The sequence below is a fragment of the Vibrio sp. MED222 genome (assembly GCF_000153005.1).
Classification (GTDB): Bacteria; Pseudomonadota; Gammaproteobacteria; order Enterobacterales; family Vibrionaceae; genus Vibrio; species Vibrio tasmaniensis_A.
On record NZ_CH902608.1, the window covers coordinates 123376 to 138957 of the forward strand.

14 protein-coding genes, 5 tRNA genes and 1 other RNA gene are annotated in these 15582 nt (G+C 44.9%); 11 read left to right on the forward strand and 9 right to left on the reverse strand.

The window, feature by feature from the left end; translation table 11 throughout:
• Together MED222_RS10025 and nagA are read left to right on the forward strand one after the other, a co-directional pair.
• Positions 1 to 282: ROK family protein (locus tag MED222_RS10025; protein ID WP_009847249.1), on the forward strand; the 282-nt coding region annotated here is incomplete at its 5' end.
• Positions 283 to 360: 78 nt separating this feature from the next.
• A complete protein-coding gene (nagA, locus tag MED222_RS10020) occupies positions 361 to 1503 on the forward strand; it encodes an N-acetylglucosamine-6-phosphate deacetylase (RefSeq protein ID WP_009847250.1) in 1143 nt (380 codons plus the stop codon).
• 219 nt (positions 1504 to 1722) lie between these two features.
• On the opposite strand, the gene ffs is transcribed toward nagA, so the two are convergent.
• Together ffs and MED222_RS10015 are read right to left on the reverse strand one after the other, a co-directional pair.
• An RNA gene (gene ffs, locus MED222_RS21985) (signal recognition particle sRNA small type) lies at positions 1723 to 1819 on the reverse strand.
• Positions 1820 to 2015: 196 nt separating this feature from the next.
• Positions 2016 to 2759, reverse strand: a complete 744-nt coding sequence (locus MED222_RS10015; protein ID WP_009847251.1) for a hypothetical protein — start codon at positions 2757 to 2759, stop codon at positions 2016 to 2018.
• 51 nt (positions 2760 to 2810) lie between these two features.
• Here MED222_RS10015 and MED222_RS10010 point away from each other — a divergent pair, with 51 nt between their 5' ends.
• Positions 2811 to 3113 carry an MGMT family protein gene (locus MED222_RS10010; protein WP_009847252.1) on the forward strand — a complete coding sequence of 101 codons (303 nt, stop codon included), beginning with the start codon at positions 2811 to 2813 and terminating at the stop codon, positions 3111 to 3113.
• Between the two features lie 76 nt (positions 3114 to 3189).
• On the opposite strand, the gene MED222_RS10005 is transcribed toward MED222_RS10010, so the two are convergent.
• On the reverse strand, positions 3190 to 3630 hold the full coding sequence (locus MED222_RS10005; protein WP_009847253.1) for a YbaY family lipoprotein: 441 nt from the start codon (positions 3628 to 3630) through the stop codon (positions 3190 to 3192).
• Positions 3631 to 3798: 168 nt separating this feature from the next.
• Here MED222_RS10005 and tesB point away from each other — a divergent pair, with 168 nt between their 5' ends.
• Positions 3799 to 4659: an acyl-CoA thioesterase II gene (tesB, locus tag MED222_RS10000; protein WP_012604483.1), complete on the forward strand. Its 861-nt coding sequence runs from the start codon at positions 3799 to 3801 to the stop codon at positions 4657 to 4659.
• A 302-nt stretch (positions 4660 to 4961) separates the two neighbouring features.
• On the opposite strand, the gene MED222_RS09995 is transcribed toward tesB, so the two are convergent.
• Entirely contained in the window at positions 4962 to 5627 is a 666-nt protein-coding gene (locus tag MED222_RS09995) for a hypothetical protein (protein WP_009847255.1), read from the reverse strand.
• Between the two features lie 88 nt (positions 5628 to 5715).
• On the reverse strand, positions 5716 to 6171 hold the full coding sequence (locus MED222_RS09990; protein ID WP_009847256.1) for an Lrp/AsnC family transcriptional regulator: 456 nt from the start codon (positions 6169 to 6171) through the stop codon (positions 5716 to 5718).
• Positions 6172 to 6318: 147 nt separating this feature from the next.
• Between MED222_RS09990 and MED222_RS09985 the strand changes: the two genes are divergently transcribed.
• Positions 6319 to 7386 carry a PLP-dependent cysteine synthase family protein gene (locus MED222_RS09985; RefSeq protein ID WP_009847258.1) on the forward strand — a complete coding sequence of 356 codons (1068 nt, stop codon included), beginning with the start codon at positions 6319 to 6321 and terminating at the stop codon, positions 7384 to 7386.
• A 90-nt stretch (positions 7387 to 7476) separates the two neighbouring features.
• Here the strand turns inward: MED222_RS09985 and MED222_RS09980 are convergent, their stop codons facing one another.
• The 3 genes from MED222_RS09980 to MED222_RS09970 all read right to left on the reverse strand — a co-directional run bounded on the left by MED222_RS09980 (position 7477) and on the right by MED222_RS09970 (position 12169).
• Positions 7477 to 7797, reverse strand: coding sequence for a DUF1244 domain-containing protein (locus tag MED222_RS09980; RefSeq protein WP_004736423.1), 321 nt, complete (start codon positions 7795 to 7797; stop codon positions 7477 to 7479).
• A 161-nt stretch (positions 7798 to 7958) separates the two neighbouring features.
• The gene (gene vexH, locus MED222_RS09975) at positions 7959 to 11072 is read right to left on the reverse strand and encodes a vibriobactin export RND transporter permease subunit VexH (RefSeq protein WP_009847259.1); all 3114 of its coding nucleotides are present in this window, start codon (positions 11070 to 11072) and stop codon (positions 7959 to 7961) included.
• Complete coding sequence (locus MED222_RS09970; protein ID WP_009847260.1) at positions 11072 to 12169, reverse strand: efflux RND transporter periplasmic adaptor subunit; 1098 nt, start codon at positions 12167 to 12169, stop codon at positions 11072 to 11074. The genes vexH and MED222_RS09970 overlap by 1 nt, the downstream gene beginning before the upstream one ends.
• Before the next feature lie 564 nt (positions 12170 to 12733).
• Here MED222_RS09970 and MED222_RS09965 point away from each other — a divergent pair.
• The 5 genes from MED222_RS09965 to MED222_RS09945 all read left to right on the forward strand — a co-directional run bounded on the left by MED222_RS09965 (position 12734) and on the right by MED222_RS09945 (position 13567).
• Positions 12734 to 12818, forward strand: a tRNA-Tyr gene (locus tag MED222_RS09965).
• A 103-nt stretch (positions 12819 to 12921) separates the two neighbouring features.
• Positions 12922 to 13006 (forward strand) — tRNA-Tyr (locus MED222_RS09960).
• Between the two features lie 102 nt (positions 13007 to 13108).
• A tRNA-Tyr gene (locus MED222_RS09955) sits at positions 13109 to 13193 on the forward strand.
• Positions 13194 to 13295: 102 nt separating this feature from the next.
• Positions 13296 to 13380: transfer RNA gene (locus tag MED222_RS09950), tRNA-Tyr, on the forward strand.
• A 102-nt stretch (positions 13381 to 13482) separates the two neighbouring features.
• Positions 13483 to 13567: transfer RNA gene (locus MED222_RS09945), tRNA-Tyr, on the forward strand.
• Between the two features lie 467 nt (positions 13568 to 14034).
• Here MED222_RS09945 and MED222_RS09940 read toward each other — a convergent pair.
• Positions 14035 to 14958 carry a Tim44 domain-containing protein gene (locus tag MED222_RS09940; protein WP_009847262.1) on the reverse strand — a complete coding sequence of 308 codons (924 nt, stop codon included), beginning with the start codon at positions 14956 to 14958 and terminating at the stop codon, positions 14035 to 14037.
• A gap of 197 nt (positions 14959 to 15155) precedes the next feature.
• Between MED222_RS09940 and MED222_RS09935 the strand changes: the two genes are divergently transcribed.
• Positions 15156 to 15582: TetR/AcrR family transcriptional regulator (locus MED222_RS09935; RefSeq protein ID WP_009847263.1), on the forward strand; the 427-nt coding region annotated here is incomplete at its 3' end.

Consider the following 15582-nt stretch of genomic DNA (forward strand, 5'->3'; position numbering starts at 1 on the left):
TCTAACGTCGAACTTTTTGAGCAAGCGCACCTTAACCCCTCTGCCGAACACATTATTCAGCAAAGCGCCCAAGCTATCGCCACGTTATGTTGTAATTTAAAAGCCACCCTTGATTTAGATGTGATCGTAATCGGGGGGGGAGTGGGTCTTGCGGCTGGTTATTTAGAGCGGGTAGCACAGCACATTGAGATGCGTCCGCGTCCATTTCAAGTCAAGTTAGCACCAGCAAAGGGCAATCATGATGCTTGCCTATTAGGGGCCGCCGCTCTTTTTGAACACTGAGTTTAAGTGTATTTGGGCTCTGTATATACCACGTATTTTATCAAGACTGCTCTTCAATTAAGAGCGAAAGGACTATTCATGACACTCAAAGCAATCTCAGCGCTGCGTATTTTTGATGGTGAGAAGATGCACTACGAATCCGCATTACTTTGGCAGGAAAACCACATCGTCTCAATCGTGCCTGAGAATCGTATTCCTGCGCAAGCCGAAGTCATACGCTACCCTTCATCTACGCTTACACCAGGGTTTATCGACCTCCAAGTAAACGGTGGCGGCGGTGTCATGTTCAACCAACAAACCGACGTCAAAGGCATTGAAACCATCTGCCATGCCCATAGAAAACATGGTACTGCTTACTTGCTACCTACGTTAATCAGCGACAGTTCAGAAAAGATCAAACAAGCCTTGTTGGCTACTCGTTCCGCTCTAGAAAATAAAACTAAGGGCGTATTGGGTGTCCACTTAGAAGGACCATGGTTAAGCCCGGAAAAAAAAGGCGCTCATGATACCAGTCATTTTTACGACCCTACCGTCGCCGGACTCCTCGACCTTCCTTGGCTAACTCAGGGAAAAACGCTTATTACTTTAGCTCCTGAAGCTGTAAATTCGGCCGCTATTGACTGGCTTTCTCGTAAAGGGGTATTGGTGTCTTGTGGCCATAGTAATGCAACAGAGCAGCAACTAAGCGAAGAAACCTTATCCCATATTGATGGCTTCACACACCTATACAACGCAATGTCTCCTCTAAACGGCAGAGAACCGGGCGTTGTTGGCACAGCGTTAATGACTGATCACGCGTGGTGCTCAATTATTACCGATGGGATTCACGTTGCCCCTACAAACATCAAGCTTGCCCACCGAGCAAAACCGAAAGGGAAATTGCTAATTGTCTCAGATGCTATGGGCTCAGTCGGTAGCGCAGACAATAGCTTCGTTCTCAACAACGAAATTATCAAAGTTGTTGAGAACAAATTGGTCAATTCGAATGGCAACCTAGCTGGTGCACATATTGGTATGGATCAATCTGTTGCTAATATTATTGCATGGGGAATTGATGAAGAAGAAGCTTTTAAAATGGCATCGACTTACCCTGCACATGCGTTGCGAAGTGGGAGCTCTCTTGGTTACTTGAAAGAAGGATATATTGCAGCAGCAACAATTCTAAATGATAGCTATCATACACAAGCAGTTCTCGTAGACGGAGAAATTTGGAAAAGCTAACTCAAGTCATATCGCAAGCGGCAGATATCAACTCACGAAGCTCCGAGTCTGCAGTAGCAATAGTAAACTAACGAACTTATAGGGGTGGGATAATTTCTTAGTTTGGTCGAACATAGTAAAGTCACTTTTATTGTGACTCTACAGTAAAAGTCGATTCTGAAAACTCATAGTGCAGATAGCAAAAAGCCGCTCATTAAGAGCGGCTTTTTTAATGGGTGGAAGCCCCAGCCACATCCCGGCACACACGTCGCCTGCTGCGGCTGCTCCCTTCCAGGCCTGACCGAGTTCACAAGTTAGTGTTGCGGGAGGACCAGAGCCTCCATAGATTCTTTTTCTAAGAGGCTTGCCTCAAAGAGTGATTGGATTATTAAGCATCGCAGCAACCATTGCAAGCCCTTCCACCCTATTTTTGAACAATTGCGTTCTAAGTGCTTATCCTTTATTCAACCCATTCGCAAATCGCAGGTAAATTCGCCATTTACCTGCAGTTGAAAGGTTTGGTTACAGAAGAGCTAAATATCGATGTCTTCATTATCTTCGGTGCGAAGGATGTAGTCTGTCATCCAAGCGGTGCCCAACAAACATAACCACACCACAAAAACGGGACTAGGCACTTCGATACTTGGGGTGATCACCAAAGCCGCAAAACCGACTGTTGGCAATGTCCAACACAACAGCTTATTCCAACGGAAAGTTTTCAAGCGCGTCAGTGTTTCCATCGATGCCATGATACCCGTGACACACAAAGCAACCAAAGCGGCATAAGGTAAATCGGCCATCCATAATGGAAGTATTAAGCCTAATGACCACCAGCTGTGTCGACTGGCTGGTTTAAGATGATTGGCCGCCCACCAAATCACGATGATCGACAAGGTTTGCAGCGTAGTAACCCACGGAACGCCATCAAGCTTTCCTGCAGATTGCGTCACCATGATCCCGACTTGTAGCGTTGCGACGATCAAGCCAGAAATAATCACGACCGACAAACTGCTGCGTTTTGAAAAGACCACCATCAATAGTGGGAATAACACCCATACACTGACAGAGAGCGTGATGGGTTGCAAAGGAAGGGTTAGACCGTAAGTGGTCATGGCAGCAAGCAAAGCTAAACCTGCGATACCGCCCTGCGGTAGAATCCATAATGCAGGAATGACCATTGCAAGTACTGGGATATCTCCCTCACTTAAACTGATTGCTCTCGCGCAAACAACCGCTAATAATGTGGTGATCAAGAACTGAAACGTTGAAAATACCATAGCCCTCTCCTTCTACCGATCCGTGGTATTAATGAACTAGGAACATTTAGTATGGACCAATTTTTGCCCCAAATCTTTGCTGTGATTCACCAAATTCCATATGGGAAAGTAACAACTTATGGAGACATCGCACGTTTTTCAGGATTTCCGGGTTATGCGCGCCATGTGGGTAAAGCGCTGGGTAACCTACCAGAAGGAAGCAAACTGCCTTGGTATCGGGTGATCAATAGTAAAGGTGAGATCTCTTTGAAAGGGGATTCCTTTGATCGTCAGAAAAAGCATTTGCAAGAAGAAGGGATTGAAGTGAGTGACGCGGGAAAAGTTAAACTCAGAATATATAAATGGCAGCCCTAGAGCTGCCACTAATCGTCTATTCAACTGACTAAATTAAGCTTAATCAAGATGCCTTAACAGTGGCATCGATTTCGAATTAACGGACACCAACCAAACGTAGGTCTGCTTGTTGCGTGTTTTCTACGTCAGTAATCACTGACTTAATGGTGTCAGTAGTGAAACGTAATTTGCCGTCAACGTGAATCGTTGCGCGCATGTTGTAACGGTGGTTAGCTTTAATCTTGTTGTTGTCGTAGCTCAGCTCGAATGCGAACGGTACTTGCTTACCGTCAGTGGTGAACTCTTGAGTCGCGATAACGGTCGATGGTGCGTCAGCCAGTGAGATGTCTTCTAGCGTAACAGTCACTACTGCATTCTCTGGCAATGCAATTCTTTCACGATAGCTTACTGTTCCTGAAATCACTTGAGTGTTCTCTGCAACCACTTCCTGAGAAGCACTGGTTTCTGATGTTGCTTGGCAACCCACAAGTAGGCCAAACGATACTAAAGACGTAATAAGAATTAGAGCCTTTTTCATATTCAATTTCTCTCAACATGTTTGCCGGACTCGGCAAATCTACTCACCAATTATAAGAGAGCTTTCATATTCTGTCTCGAAACCCTATGATTTATTGACAGATATCTGACTAAGCTGAATGATTAACACCATAATCTGACACCTATTTTACCAAGAGGCATGCTGGCGATGAGTCAACCTTTAAATGAATTACTCAATTTACTTCAGCTAGAGAAACTAGAGGAAGGCCTGTTCCGCGGGCAAAGTGAGAACCTAGGTCTGCCACAGGTATACGGCGGTCAAGTATTAGGGCAAGCGCTTTCTGCTGCTCGTTATACGGTTCAAGACGACCGCAGTGTTCACTCGTTCCACAGTTACTTTCTATTTCCCGGCGACCCTGAAAAACCCATTATTTACGATGTTGAGAACCTAAGAGATGGACGCAGCTTTAGTACACGCCGCGTGAAAGCGATTCAAAATGGCCGCCCTATTTTCTATCTTACGGCTTCTTATCATGGTGACGCACCCGGCTTTGAACACCAGAATGAAATGCCAAATATCCCTGGGCCAGAAAATTTTGCATCAGAAACTGAGTTAGCGAGTCACATTGCTGAATTTTTGCCTGAGAAACTGCGTAAGACTTTCTGTGGCGAAAAGCCGATTGAGATGCGCCCGGTAACAATAGTGAACCCGCTTAACCCTAAGAAAGCCGACCCAAAACAATACCTTTGGGTGAGAGCAAATGGCGCGATGCCAGACAACCAATTGATTCACCAATACCTGCTTGCTTACGCATCGGATTGGGGATTCTTGGTGACGGCGCTTCACCCTCATGAAGTTTCTATCATGACGCCGAACTTCCAAGTAGCAACGATTGACCACTCTATCTGGTTCCACCGCCCATTCAAAATGGATGAGTGGTTGCTTTATGCGATTGAAAGCCCAACGGCAGCGAACACTCGTGGCCTAGTGCGCGGCGAAATTTTTAATCAGAAAGGTGAGCTAGTAGCGACAGCCGTTCAAGAAGGTGTGATGCGTTTTACTAAATAGCGATCAAGTAATACCAATCGTAGTAAATAACTGGTCATCCTAGCTTGTTAAAAACCTCGATAACTTCGTTAGAATTTTTGATTGTAGAATAACTACTTATCAGAAAATTCTGCCTTGTTCTCAAGCTTTTTTCCTGCGCTATTCCTGAACACTTACTTACTGTGATTGGTATAAATAGCGAATAAACGCTTTTTACAAGCCCCAAATATGTACGAGAAAACAAAAAGAGAGGCTAGGTTTAATACCTAGCCTCTCTTTTTAATGATGCTAACGACAAGCTGTCACGTAACAGTCCGTAATCTCTATTCAGCCTCTAGCAAGGGTTCGAATTCACCTTGTACTCGAGTTTTAATTCCATCACCAGCGTCTCGCAGTAGATTAAATGGCGATAACACCACGCCTTTCACTGCGCCCTCTGCAGCGCCCTGAGCTAACTCTTTACTCTTATCTGCCAGTAAATTCGCTTGTGCCAAAATTCCCGGAACTTCCGCTCGTAGCATTTCAGATTCGGCAACAACAGTGGGGATAGTTTGTTCGCGGTAAGATTTACTTTCAGCGAGCATCGGTGGCATCACATCAACACGGTATCGTTTTAATTCAGTCAATGTGGGCGGGATGACATCGGTTCTTACCTGCCCGACTTCCGTTCGGACATTTTTAACTTCATCTAATATCGCAGGGATTTTATTATCGACCGATGAAACGGTTTGATTCACTTTTTCGACGGTCTTTCTAACGTCTTCAACGGTATCTAACACCTGAGGAGCAAGCTCATTAACATGTTCAGCAAACGCTAATAGCTCTTCTACTTTTAGCCCTTTGGTAAGACCGGATAAATCCTCGATCACCTGCGGATAAGTATCAACGATTTCACCGATTTTATTGGTAAACGAATAGATGGTGTAACCCAAATAGAAAATGGCAACGGCCAGTACCAATTGGATAGCAGTAGATACTTTTGCAAACATGAATATTCCTTTTCTTTATCGCAGAGGCGAGATCTAAACTGAGAATATATCTAAACTGAAACGATAGTTAACTTTAGCTAGGTGTAGCTTAAAGAGGCAATGCCGTCGTGTACTTCAATGGCTCCATCGCAAACGTCGAGGTCACATTAGAGATACCATCAATGCTATTCACCAAGCGCTTGTAGAAATCATCAAAGCACTTCATGTCTTTCACCTGAACCTTCATCATATAATCATATTCGCCAGCCATGCGATAAAACTCCATCACTTCTGGAAATTCCGATACGGTGTTTACAAAACGACCATACCACTCATGAGAATGATCACTGGTTTTCACCAATACGAACGCGGTAAAAGCAAGTTCGAGCTTTTCAGGGTTCAATAACGCCACTTTTTTTTCAATAATGCCGTTTTCTTCGAGGCGTTTAAGCCTTTTCCAACAAGGTGTCGTGGTGAGATTGACCGCTTCTGAAATGTCGTTCAATGACAATGTGCTGTCTTCTTGTAACAGCCTTAATATTTTTTTATCTACGGCATCTATCACACTTTCACCAAATCGAATTTAAAGAGAATAATTTTCTACAATTTAAGCAAAACAAAGCAAATATGGCAAAGTTTTTCTCTCAAATTCTAGCTAAATTGGAAGCATACCAATTACAAAGAATTCCTACACTCGATCAGGAGAACGCTTATGTGCACTGACCATCAATGGATTAACAACGCGATTCGTAAAATTGAAGCGGACTACCAACGCTCAGCGGATACGCACCTTATCAAGCTCGATCTACCAAGTATCGAAGGCATTGATGTTTACCTTAAAGATGAAAGCACACACCCTACAGGCTCTTTAAAGCACCGCTTAGCGCGTTCTCTGTTCTTATACGCTATCTGTAACGGTTGGGTTGGCCCAGAAACAACGATCATTGAATCTTCATCAGGCAGTACTGCAGTATCTGAAGCGTACTTCGCTCGCCTACTTGGCCTACCGTTTATTGCGGTAATGCCGAAATGCACAGCGAAGAAGAAGATTGAGCAGATTGAATTCTACGGCGGCCAAGCGCATCTTGTTGACCGCTCAGATGAAATTTACGATGAGTCTCGTCGCTTAGCAGAAGAACTGAATGGTCACTACATGGACCAATTTACCTACGCTGAGCGCGCAACCGACTGGCGTGGTAACAACAACATCGCGAACTCCATTTTCAATCAAATGCAGATGGAAGATCACCCAGTTCCAGCGTGGGTAGTCATGAGCCCAGGTACTGGCGGTACGTCTGCAACTATCGGCCGCTTCATTCGCTACCAACAGCATGAAACTAAGCTTTGTGTTGTCGACCCTGAGAACTCAGTATTCCACGAATACTTCCAAACCGGCAATGCGAACGTGAAAGGCAACACATTCAGCAAAATTGAAGGCATTGGTCGCCCACGAGCAGAGCCAAGCTTCATTCCTGGTGTGGTTGACGAAATGCGCAAAATTCCAGATGCAGCAAGTATCGCAACGACACATTGGTTATCTGACATTCTTGGTCGCAAGGTTGGCGCATCAACCGGTACCAACATGTACGGTGTGCTTCAGTTAGCCAGTGAAATGAAAGCACGTGGCGAAACAGGTTCTATTGTGACTTTGCTATGTGACAGCGGTGAGCGTTACCTAGACACTTACTTCAATGACGAGTGGGTAAATCTGAATATTGGTGACCTACAACCGTACGCGGCGAAGTTAGAAGCTTTCTCGCAAACGGGTGAGTTGGCTTAACCACAGAACAAACACCGACGCAAAAATAAAAAGAGCCCTGATGGGCTCTTTTTTGGTTTGTTCTATTCATCAATTTCTAGCGAGAACAAATTATTCTGGCTTCTGCTTCGCTTCAAACGCCGCTAGTTGCTCAGGTGTCGCTTTTGGTTGGTGATTTTGTTTCCACTCATCGTAAGTCATGCCATATACGCGCTCACGAGCGTCATCGATATCCAAGTCTAGGCCTTGTTGCTCAGCTTCCGCTTTATACCACTTGCTGAAACAGTTACGGCAGAAGCCCGCCAAGATCATAAGGTCGATGTTCTGCACATCCTTATTATTGTCTAAGTGTGCTAGCAGACGACGAAAGGTTGCTGCATCCAGCTTGTCTTGTTCTTCTTGAGAAAGATCTTTGTATTTAAATTCAGCCACTTTACTTTCCTTTGGTATTTGTTTTCTTGTATTAATTCATTGAGCTATGGGTGTTATACAAAAAAAGCCTGCCATTCGCTAGGAGCAAACGCAGGCTTTTCAATATTGTTACACTATTCCATGTTCATTAACCGTGCATGTTCATTGAGCGTGCGTGTTCATTAACCATGAGAAGTTCTTCCCACGTTATCATGGCTCAGCTCTTTATTAAGCTCCGCTTCCACGTGACCCGGAGAGCGTGTTGATCCGGAAATCAGTCGGTACATCGCAGGGATCACGAACAGAGTGACCAGTGTAGCGAAGCCCATACCGAAGAAGATAACTGTACCCACTGCCACTCGGCTTTCATAGCCTGCGCCCGTTGAAGTAATCAATGGGATTGCACCGGCTAATGTGGTGAACGCCGTCATCAATATTGGACGTAGACGTCGAGCTGAAGCATCAATGATCGCCTTTTCAAACTCAATACCACGGTCACGAAGTTGGTTAGCAAACTCTACGATTAAGATACCGTTTTTGGTCACCATACCGATCAACATGATCATACCAATCTGGCTGTAAACGTTGAGCCCTTGACTCATTAACACCAAGCCTAAGAAGCCACCAAAGATACCCATAGGTACGGTGAACATCACCACCAGCGGGTTAATGAAGCTCTCAAACTGCGCCGCGAGTACCAAGTACGCCACCAACATCGCTAACGCAAACACCACTAAGATGCTCGATTGGTTCTCTTTGAAGTCTTTAGACTCACCTGAGTAACTCACTGAAATATCACCCGGTAGCTGCTCAATAGCTTGTTCATCAAGGAAATCCAAAGCATCGCCCAGCGTATAACCTTCCATTAGGTTCGCTTTGATGGTCACCGATTTCTGCTTGTTGTAGTGCGACAAACGAATCGAAGACGCTACTTCTTCAATATGCGTTAGAGTATCGAGTGTCACCAATTCACCAGACTGAGTTCGCATGTAGATTTGGCTTAAGTCATTCGCATTGTTAAAGCTGTTCTCATCGCCACGCAGGTAAACGTCGTACTCTTCACCACGTTCAACGAACGTCGTTTCACTCTTACCGCCAAGCATGATTTCTAACGTATCTGAAATATCCGAAACACTCACACCTAACTCGGCTGCGCGTTGCTTATCTACGGTTACCAACAACTCTGGTGTTTTCTCAGAGTAATCGATGTCCGCACCTTCCATCATTGGAGAGTCTTCAGCTGCTTGCTTTAACAGTTCGCCCCATTTCTGAAGCTCAGAGTAATCAGAGCCACCCAGTACAAATTGCACAGGCTCACTCGAACCACCACGGAAGCCTGGCATGAACGGGAACACACGTACATCAGGAATACCCGCTAAAGACTTACGCACCTCACCCAAGGCTTGTTGTGCTGTCTCTTCACGTTCGTCCCAATCTTCCAGGATCATGATAACGAAGCCCGTTTGGTCGCCCGCATTACCACCAAATGCTGGCGATTGAATGCTGAATGACTTTAAGAATCCTTGACCAAGCAGCGGCATTAGGCGCTCTTCAACGATGTCCATGTTGGCAGACATACGGTTGTAACTGGTTGCATCGGCACCACGAACAAACGCAAAGATAACACCACGGTCTTCTTGTGGCGTCAGTTGCGAAGGCACTTGTTGCATCAAACCATAACTACCGCCCATACAAGAAATAATGATGATTGGAGCTGCCCAACGCCAGTTTAGAGCACGGCGCAATACCGATTTGTACCCACCTTCTAACTTACCAAACACACGTTCAACAAAGTGATTGAAGCGATTAGGTTTCACGTTCGCTTTTAGGATTTTACTGCCCAAAACCGGCGTCAAGGTTAATGCTATGACAGATGAAAAGATCACCGACATCGCCAATAGCACTGAGAACTCAGTAAACAGAAGGCCTACCATACCGTCCATAAACGAGATGGGTAGGAACACCATGACCAATACTAGCGTGGTTGCGATTACTGCAAAGCCTACTTCACGTGTCCCTTTATAAGCCGCAAGCAATGGTGATTCACCACGTTCAATGTGGTGGAAAATATTCTCAACCACCACAATCGCATCATCAACCACCAAACCGATAGACAGGATAAGTGCCATCAAGGTGATGAGGTTGATAGAGAAGCCAAAGTAGTACGCCGCAATAAACGACGAGATTAGCGATACAGGAACGGTCACGGCTGGAATTAGCGTTGCACGCGCTTGGCCAATGAAGACGTAAAGCACGAGGATAACCAAACCACCCGTAATAAAGAGTGTGCTGTAAACCTCTGAGATCGAACGGTCGATAAAGACAGTGGAGTCATAGTCGACAGCCAAGCGAGTTCCATCCGGCAAGAACTTTTGAATGGCCTCTACTTCTTTATGAACTAAGTCAGCCACCTCAAGTGGGTTGGCATCAGACTGAGGCACAATGCCCATACTGACGTTAACAACGCCGTCACTCTTAAAGGTCGAGTTCTCGTTTTCTGCGCCAATGTAAACATCCGCTACATCTTTCAAGTAGATAGGTGCGTTATCAGAGGCACGTTTCACCACTAAGTATTCGAAATCTTTGGCTTCAGTATATGAACGAGCAGTACGGACCGACATCACAATCGCATCGTTACGCACTTCGCCACCCGGGCTTTCAATGTTCTCGTTACGTAGGGCTTGTGTAATATCAGAGGCGGTAACACCACGACCCGCCATTAACGCAGGTTTCAGCTTCACGTACATGACTTTGTACAAACCGCCAGAAATATCCACCGAGCTCACACCAGAGATCAAACTAAAGCGGTCAATCAACACACGTTCGGTGTAATCGGTTAACTGCGTTCGGTCCATCTCCGTCGAGCTGAGATTGATGTAAACCGACGCTTCACCACTACCATTGTTCTTATAAACAATCGGGTCATCGGCTTCATCAGGCAACGAACGCTGAGCACGCGCTACCGCATCACGCACATCACTGACACCGGTATTAAGGTCATAACCAAGTTCAAAGGTGATGGTGATTCGTGACGATCCGTTTCGTGTCGTAGATTCGATTTCATCGATACCACTGATGCCGGATAACTGATCTTCAAGGTTGGAGGTAATTTGGCTTTCAATGATGGTGGCAGATGCACCTTCATAACGAGTACTGATCGATACCACCGGGCTTTCAATATCGGGCATTTCACGAACTGCGAGCTTATTGAAAGAGACAATACCAAACACAACCAAAAGCAGGCTCAATACAACAGCCGCTACTGGTCTCTTCACAGAAACATCAGATAACAACATTAGTTAGCACCTTCTTGTGCTGCTGTATTTCCATCAAGATTAGCTGTATCGCCGTCAAGCTTAGCAGGGCGATTGACGGCAAGCTCTTGAACCAAAACACCGTCACGCATGTTCACGATACCTTGCACTACGATCTTCTGACCAATCTCGATACCTTTTTCGATCACGACTTCGTTATCAAGACGAGCCCCGAGGAATACTTCGGTACGAGTCGCTTTGTTATCTTCGCCAATAACATAAACGAAACGCTTAGTGCCTGAATACTCAAGCGCTTGAACTGGAATGATTGGGGCTTCTACTGGTGGGAAGTCCATATCAGCCGCCACTAACATGCCCGGTTTTAGGTAATCATTGTTGTTATCGAAGTGGATTCGAACTCGAAGGTTCAAAGTTTCGGCGTTAATGCGAGAATCAATACCCACCACAGTTCCCGTGAACTGAGTATCGCCCCACGCACTGGTGCGAGCCGTTACTGTCATACCTTTAGACAGTTTAGAAAGGTAGCGCTCAGGAATCTGAAGATCTAACTGCATCACAGACAAGTCATCTAACGTCACGAGCTCTGTACCCGATGTCACCATTTTGCCGCGGCTAAAGTCGATAAAACCGACCGTACCAGAGAAAGGTGCACTGATATGTAGATCTTTCAGGTTGGCATTAGCGGCAGCTAGACGAGCATTGGCGATCTCTACGTTAGTTTTCTGAGCGTCAATTTCAGTTTGAGTGATCGCGTTACGTTTCACTAGTCGTTGAAATTCTGCAAGCTTACGCTTTTCATCTTTTAAATATGCTTGTGCTTCTGCAACTGCTGCTTTTGCTTTGTCGTCATCGAGTTGAACCAACATCTGCCCTTTGGTGACATCTTGATTGGCTTTTATGTTAATAGAGTTCACTCTGCCAGCCACTTCAGAAGTGATCATTACAGATCGCTCGGCTTCTAACTTACCGACCAAAGAAAGAGACTGGCTAACTTGGTGAATATCAACTTGCTCGGTAACAACAGTGACCGTGCTAGGGCCCATACGTTTCGCTAGTGCGGCTGGAGACGCCATAATGATAGACAAGCTAAGCAGGGTTAAAACAGTTTTATGCTTCATAATAATGGTCTGCAAGTAAGGTTTATACCAATCACAATAGGTAAGCGGTCAGAAATAGCGCAGGGAAAAGACTTGAGAACAAGGCAGCTCTTTTCAACAGATAGTTTCGATAAGTAGTTATTCTACAATCAAAATTGTTGACGCTGTTCTCGAGTATTTTAACAAGCTAGAATGACAAATTACTTACTACGATTGGTATTATTATCTATAAATGAAATTAACCGTATTCTATCAACTGATGAATGCTGTAACGTCAAGAAGTGTAAATCTAAGTTAAATTCAATTGACGTTTCATGACTAATGACACGAACCAAACACGAAACATAAAGCTAATTACCTCAAGGTGTTACCTATCAGTACGTAAATCTTAATACAGATGTTCACTTCACGAGCAATATGCGTACTTTTCGCCATCTTTGCCCAAAAAGGCAGCATTTAACACAAAACCATAAGAAAAACCCTTTACAGGTTTAACGTGTTTGCTATGATGCGCTCCGCACTTGAGAGATGCGTTGGGAAAAACATCTCTTTAGCCTATCCATTATGAGTTAGGAAAAACACCCTGGAGGGGTTCCCGAGTGGCCAAAGGGAGCAGACTGTAAATCTGCCGGCACTGCCTTCGATGGTTCGAATCCGTCTCCCTCCACCATATTTCTTCTTACCTCTTTCGAGAGTTAAGAGAACAACCTGATTGATGGGCTTATGGGAAAACATCAATTTAGGCTTACTTTGTGAAAAGTAAGACACACCCTGGAGGGGTTCCCGAGTGGCCAAAGGGAGCAGACTGTAAATCTGCCGGCACTGCCTTCGATGGTTCGAATCCGTCTCCCTCCACCATATTCTTCTTACCTCTTTCGAGAGTTAAGAGAACAACCTAGTTGATGGGCTTATGGGAAAACATCAATTTAGGCTTACTTTGTGAAAAGTAAGACACACCCTGGAGGGGTTCCCGAGTGGCCAAAGGGAGCAGACTGTAAATCTGCCGGCACTGCCTTCGATGGTTCGAATCCGTCTCCCTCCACCATATTCTTCTTACCTCTTTCGAGAGTTAAGAGAACAACCTGATTGATGGGCTTATGGGAAAACATCAATTTAGGCTTACTTTGTGAAAAGTAAGACACACCCTGGAGGGGTTCCCGAGTGGCCAAAGGGAGCAGACTGTAAATCTGCCGGCACTGCCTTCGATGGTTCGAATCCGTCTCCCTCCACCATATTCTTCTTACCTCTTTCGAGAGTTAAGAGAACAACCTAGTTGATGGGCTTATGGGAAAACATCAATTTAGGCTTACTTTGTGAAAAGTAAGACACACCCTGGAGGGGTTCCCGAGTGGCCAAAGGGAGCAGACTGTAAATCTGCCGGCACTGCCTTCGATGGTTCGAATCCGTCTCCCTCCACCATATTCTCCTTAATTGGAAAATCGAAAAGCCAACTCATTGAGTTGGCTTTTTTCGTTTCTGAGCTCTGTATCCTTCTAAACTTATCTTTCTAAACACCGCCCTCAACTTACTAAACACCAACCCAATACTGCAAAAAAGACTAAGCGAACTAGCCTATTCAAACATCAGTGATCCCACACTTCAACATGACGCTCACAAACCAGATAAGCAACGCAGCCTAAGCAATTGGTCGATACATGTTCTTTGTCGGTTCACCACGTGTTAGTCATATTGGCATTGCTCCGTGAATCTAAAACACTTCTCCCCTCCCTCCCAAAAAAAGCTCAAAGCCAATTTCCCTGCTGCGACTTACAGATACCTATCATTAGACACAAAAAAGCCCCTGCTGATTTCTCAGCAGGGGCTTTGAATTATTTGCCGTTATTCCGAATAACTACATCATATTGATGTTTAGTTAAATCGTGGAATTAACCTTGAATACCAACAATTAACCAAGGTGCATTTTGAGTCGTTAGGTCACGCTCTAAGTGCCAGATATCAGTGATATCTTCTTCAATGCCGTCTGCGGTGTCACGGTAGCGACCGCTAAACTGAAGGCTTAGCTGTGCTTTACTACCATCGTGGTCTGCGCGAACGATTTCAGCATCAACGTACATTACGTCTGTGTGCTGATCACCGTCTAGCTTGTTACGCTCAGCTTTAAGGTCTTCAAATAGGCTTGGAGATACGTATTCTTCAATCGTGTTTAGCTCGTTGTGATTCCATGCACCTTGCAGTGTACGGTAGTGCTCACGAGAACCGTTGATGAATGCCGCTTGATCAAAACCTGGTGGGTAGTTATGTGGAACATCGCTTTGTGCACCAAAACCGAAACCACCAGCGCTATTTTGCGAATGAGGTTGTGATTGAGGCTGTGCTTGCTCGAAGTTATGAACATTTGGTTGTTGCTTAGGTTGTTCAAACTTGTTCTGACCCATGCCGCCGAATGCTGGCTGTTGGCCGCGTGCATTCTGCTGATTCATTGAGCCCTGCTTCGCGCCCAACATTCCGCGTAGGAATTTAAACGCTAGGAAAGCAATCAGACCCATGATCAGAATATCCATGAACTGGATACCTTCAAATGCGCCACCAAAGAATGCAGCTAAAAGACCACCAGCAAGTAAACCACCTAGCAGACCGCCCATAAGGCCTTTCTTGCTAGAGTTAGCTGCTGCTGTTTTCTTGCCAGTTTGATCTTGTCGGATCGAATTTGTGTTTTGTTGTTTTGGTGCTGGAGCCGTTTTAAAGCTTTTGCCAAATGACTTACCACCACCAAACTTTTTCGCTTCCGCGATTGGCGTCACCGCGACTGTTACCAACAGGATCGCGACTAGTGAGAAAAATCGTTTCATTATTATCCTTTATAGGTTTTTTTATCTTTCGACACCTTAATCATACTCGTTAACAAAGAACAATGAAATATTCACGACGTTTACACATGTATCATAATATTGCGGCTATTAATTGATTACTAAACTAGCGAAGGGATTGACGGCACTCTGGGGCAGCATTAAAATATTGAACGATGTTCATTTAATAGAAAGTACTCATGGCACGACGAAACGATCATACTCGCGAACAATTAGTGCAATTAACCTTAAAGACGGTAACCGACTTCTTAGAAGAGCACTCTTATCACGAGCTAAGTCTACGTAAAATTGCCAATATGATTGGTTATGTCCCTAGCACCTTGGTGAATGTATTTGGTAACTACAACCTACTCCTTTTACACGTTGTTGCTCAAACATTAGATGAACTGTCGTCCCAATCTGCTTCTGCGGTTGAACAATCGAGCAACCCTCAACAGGCTCTTTTCAATCTTGCATACTGCTATCACGATTTTGCACAAAAACACCCTCACCGTTGGCAGCTTATCTTTGAGCACAACATGAATGGTGAAAACCTTCCTGAATGGCAATCGAACCGTATTGATAGAATGACAGGTATGTTAGAGCAATTGCTGGTAGCTATTGCGC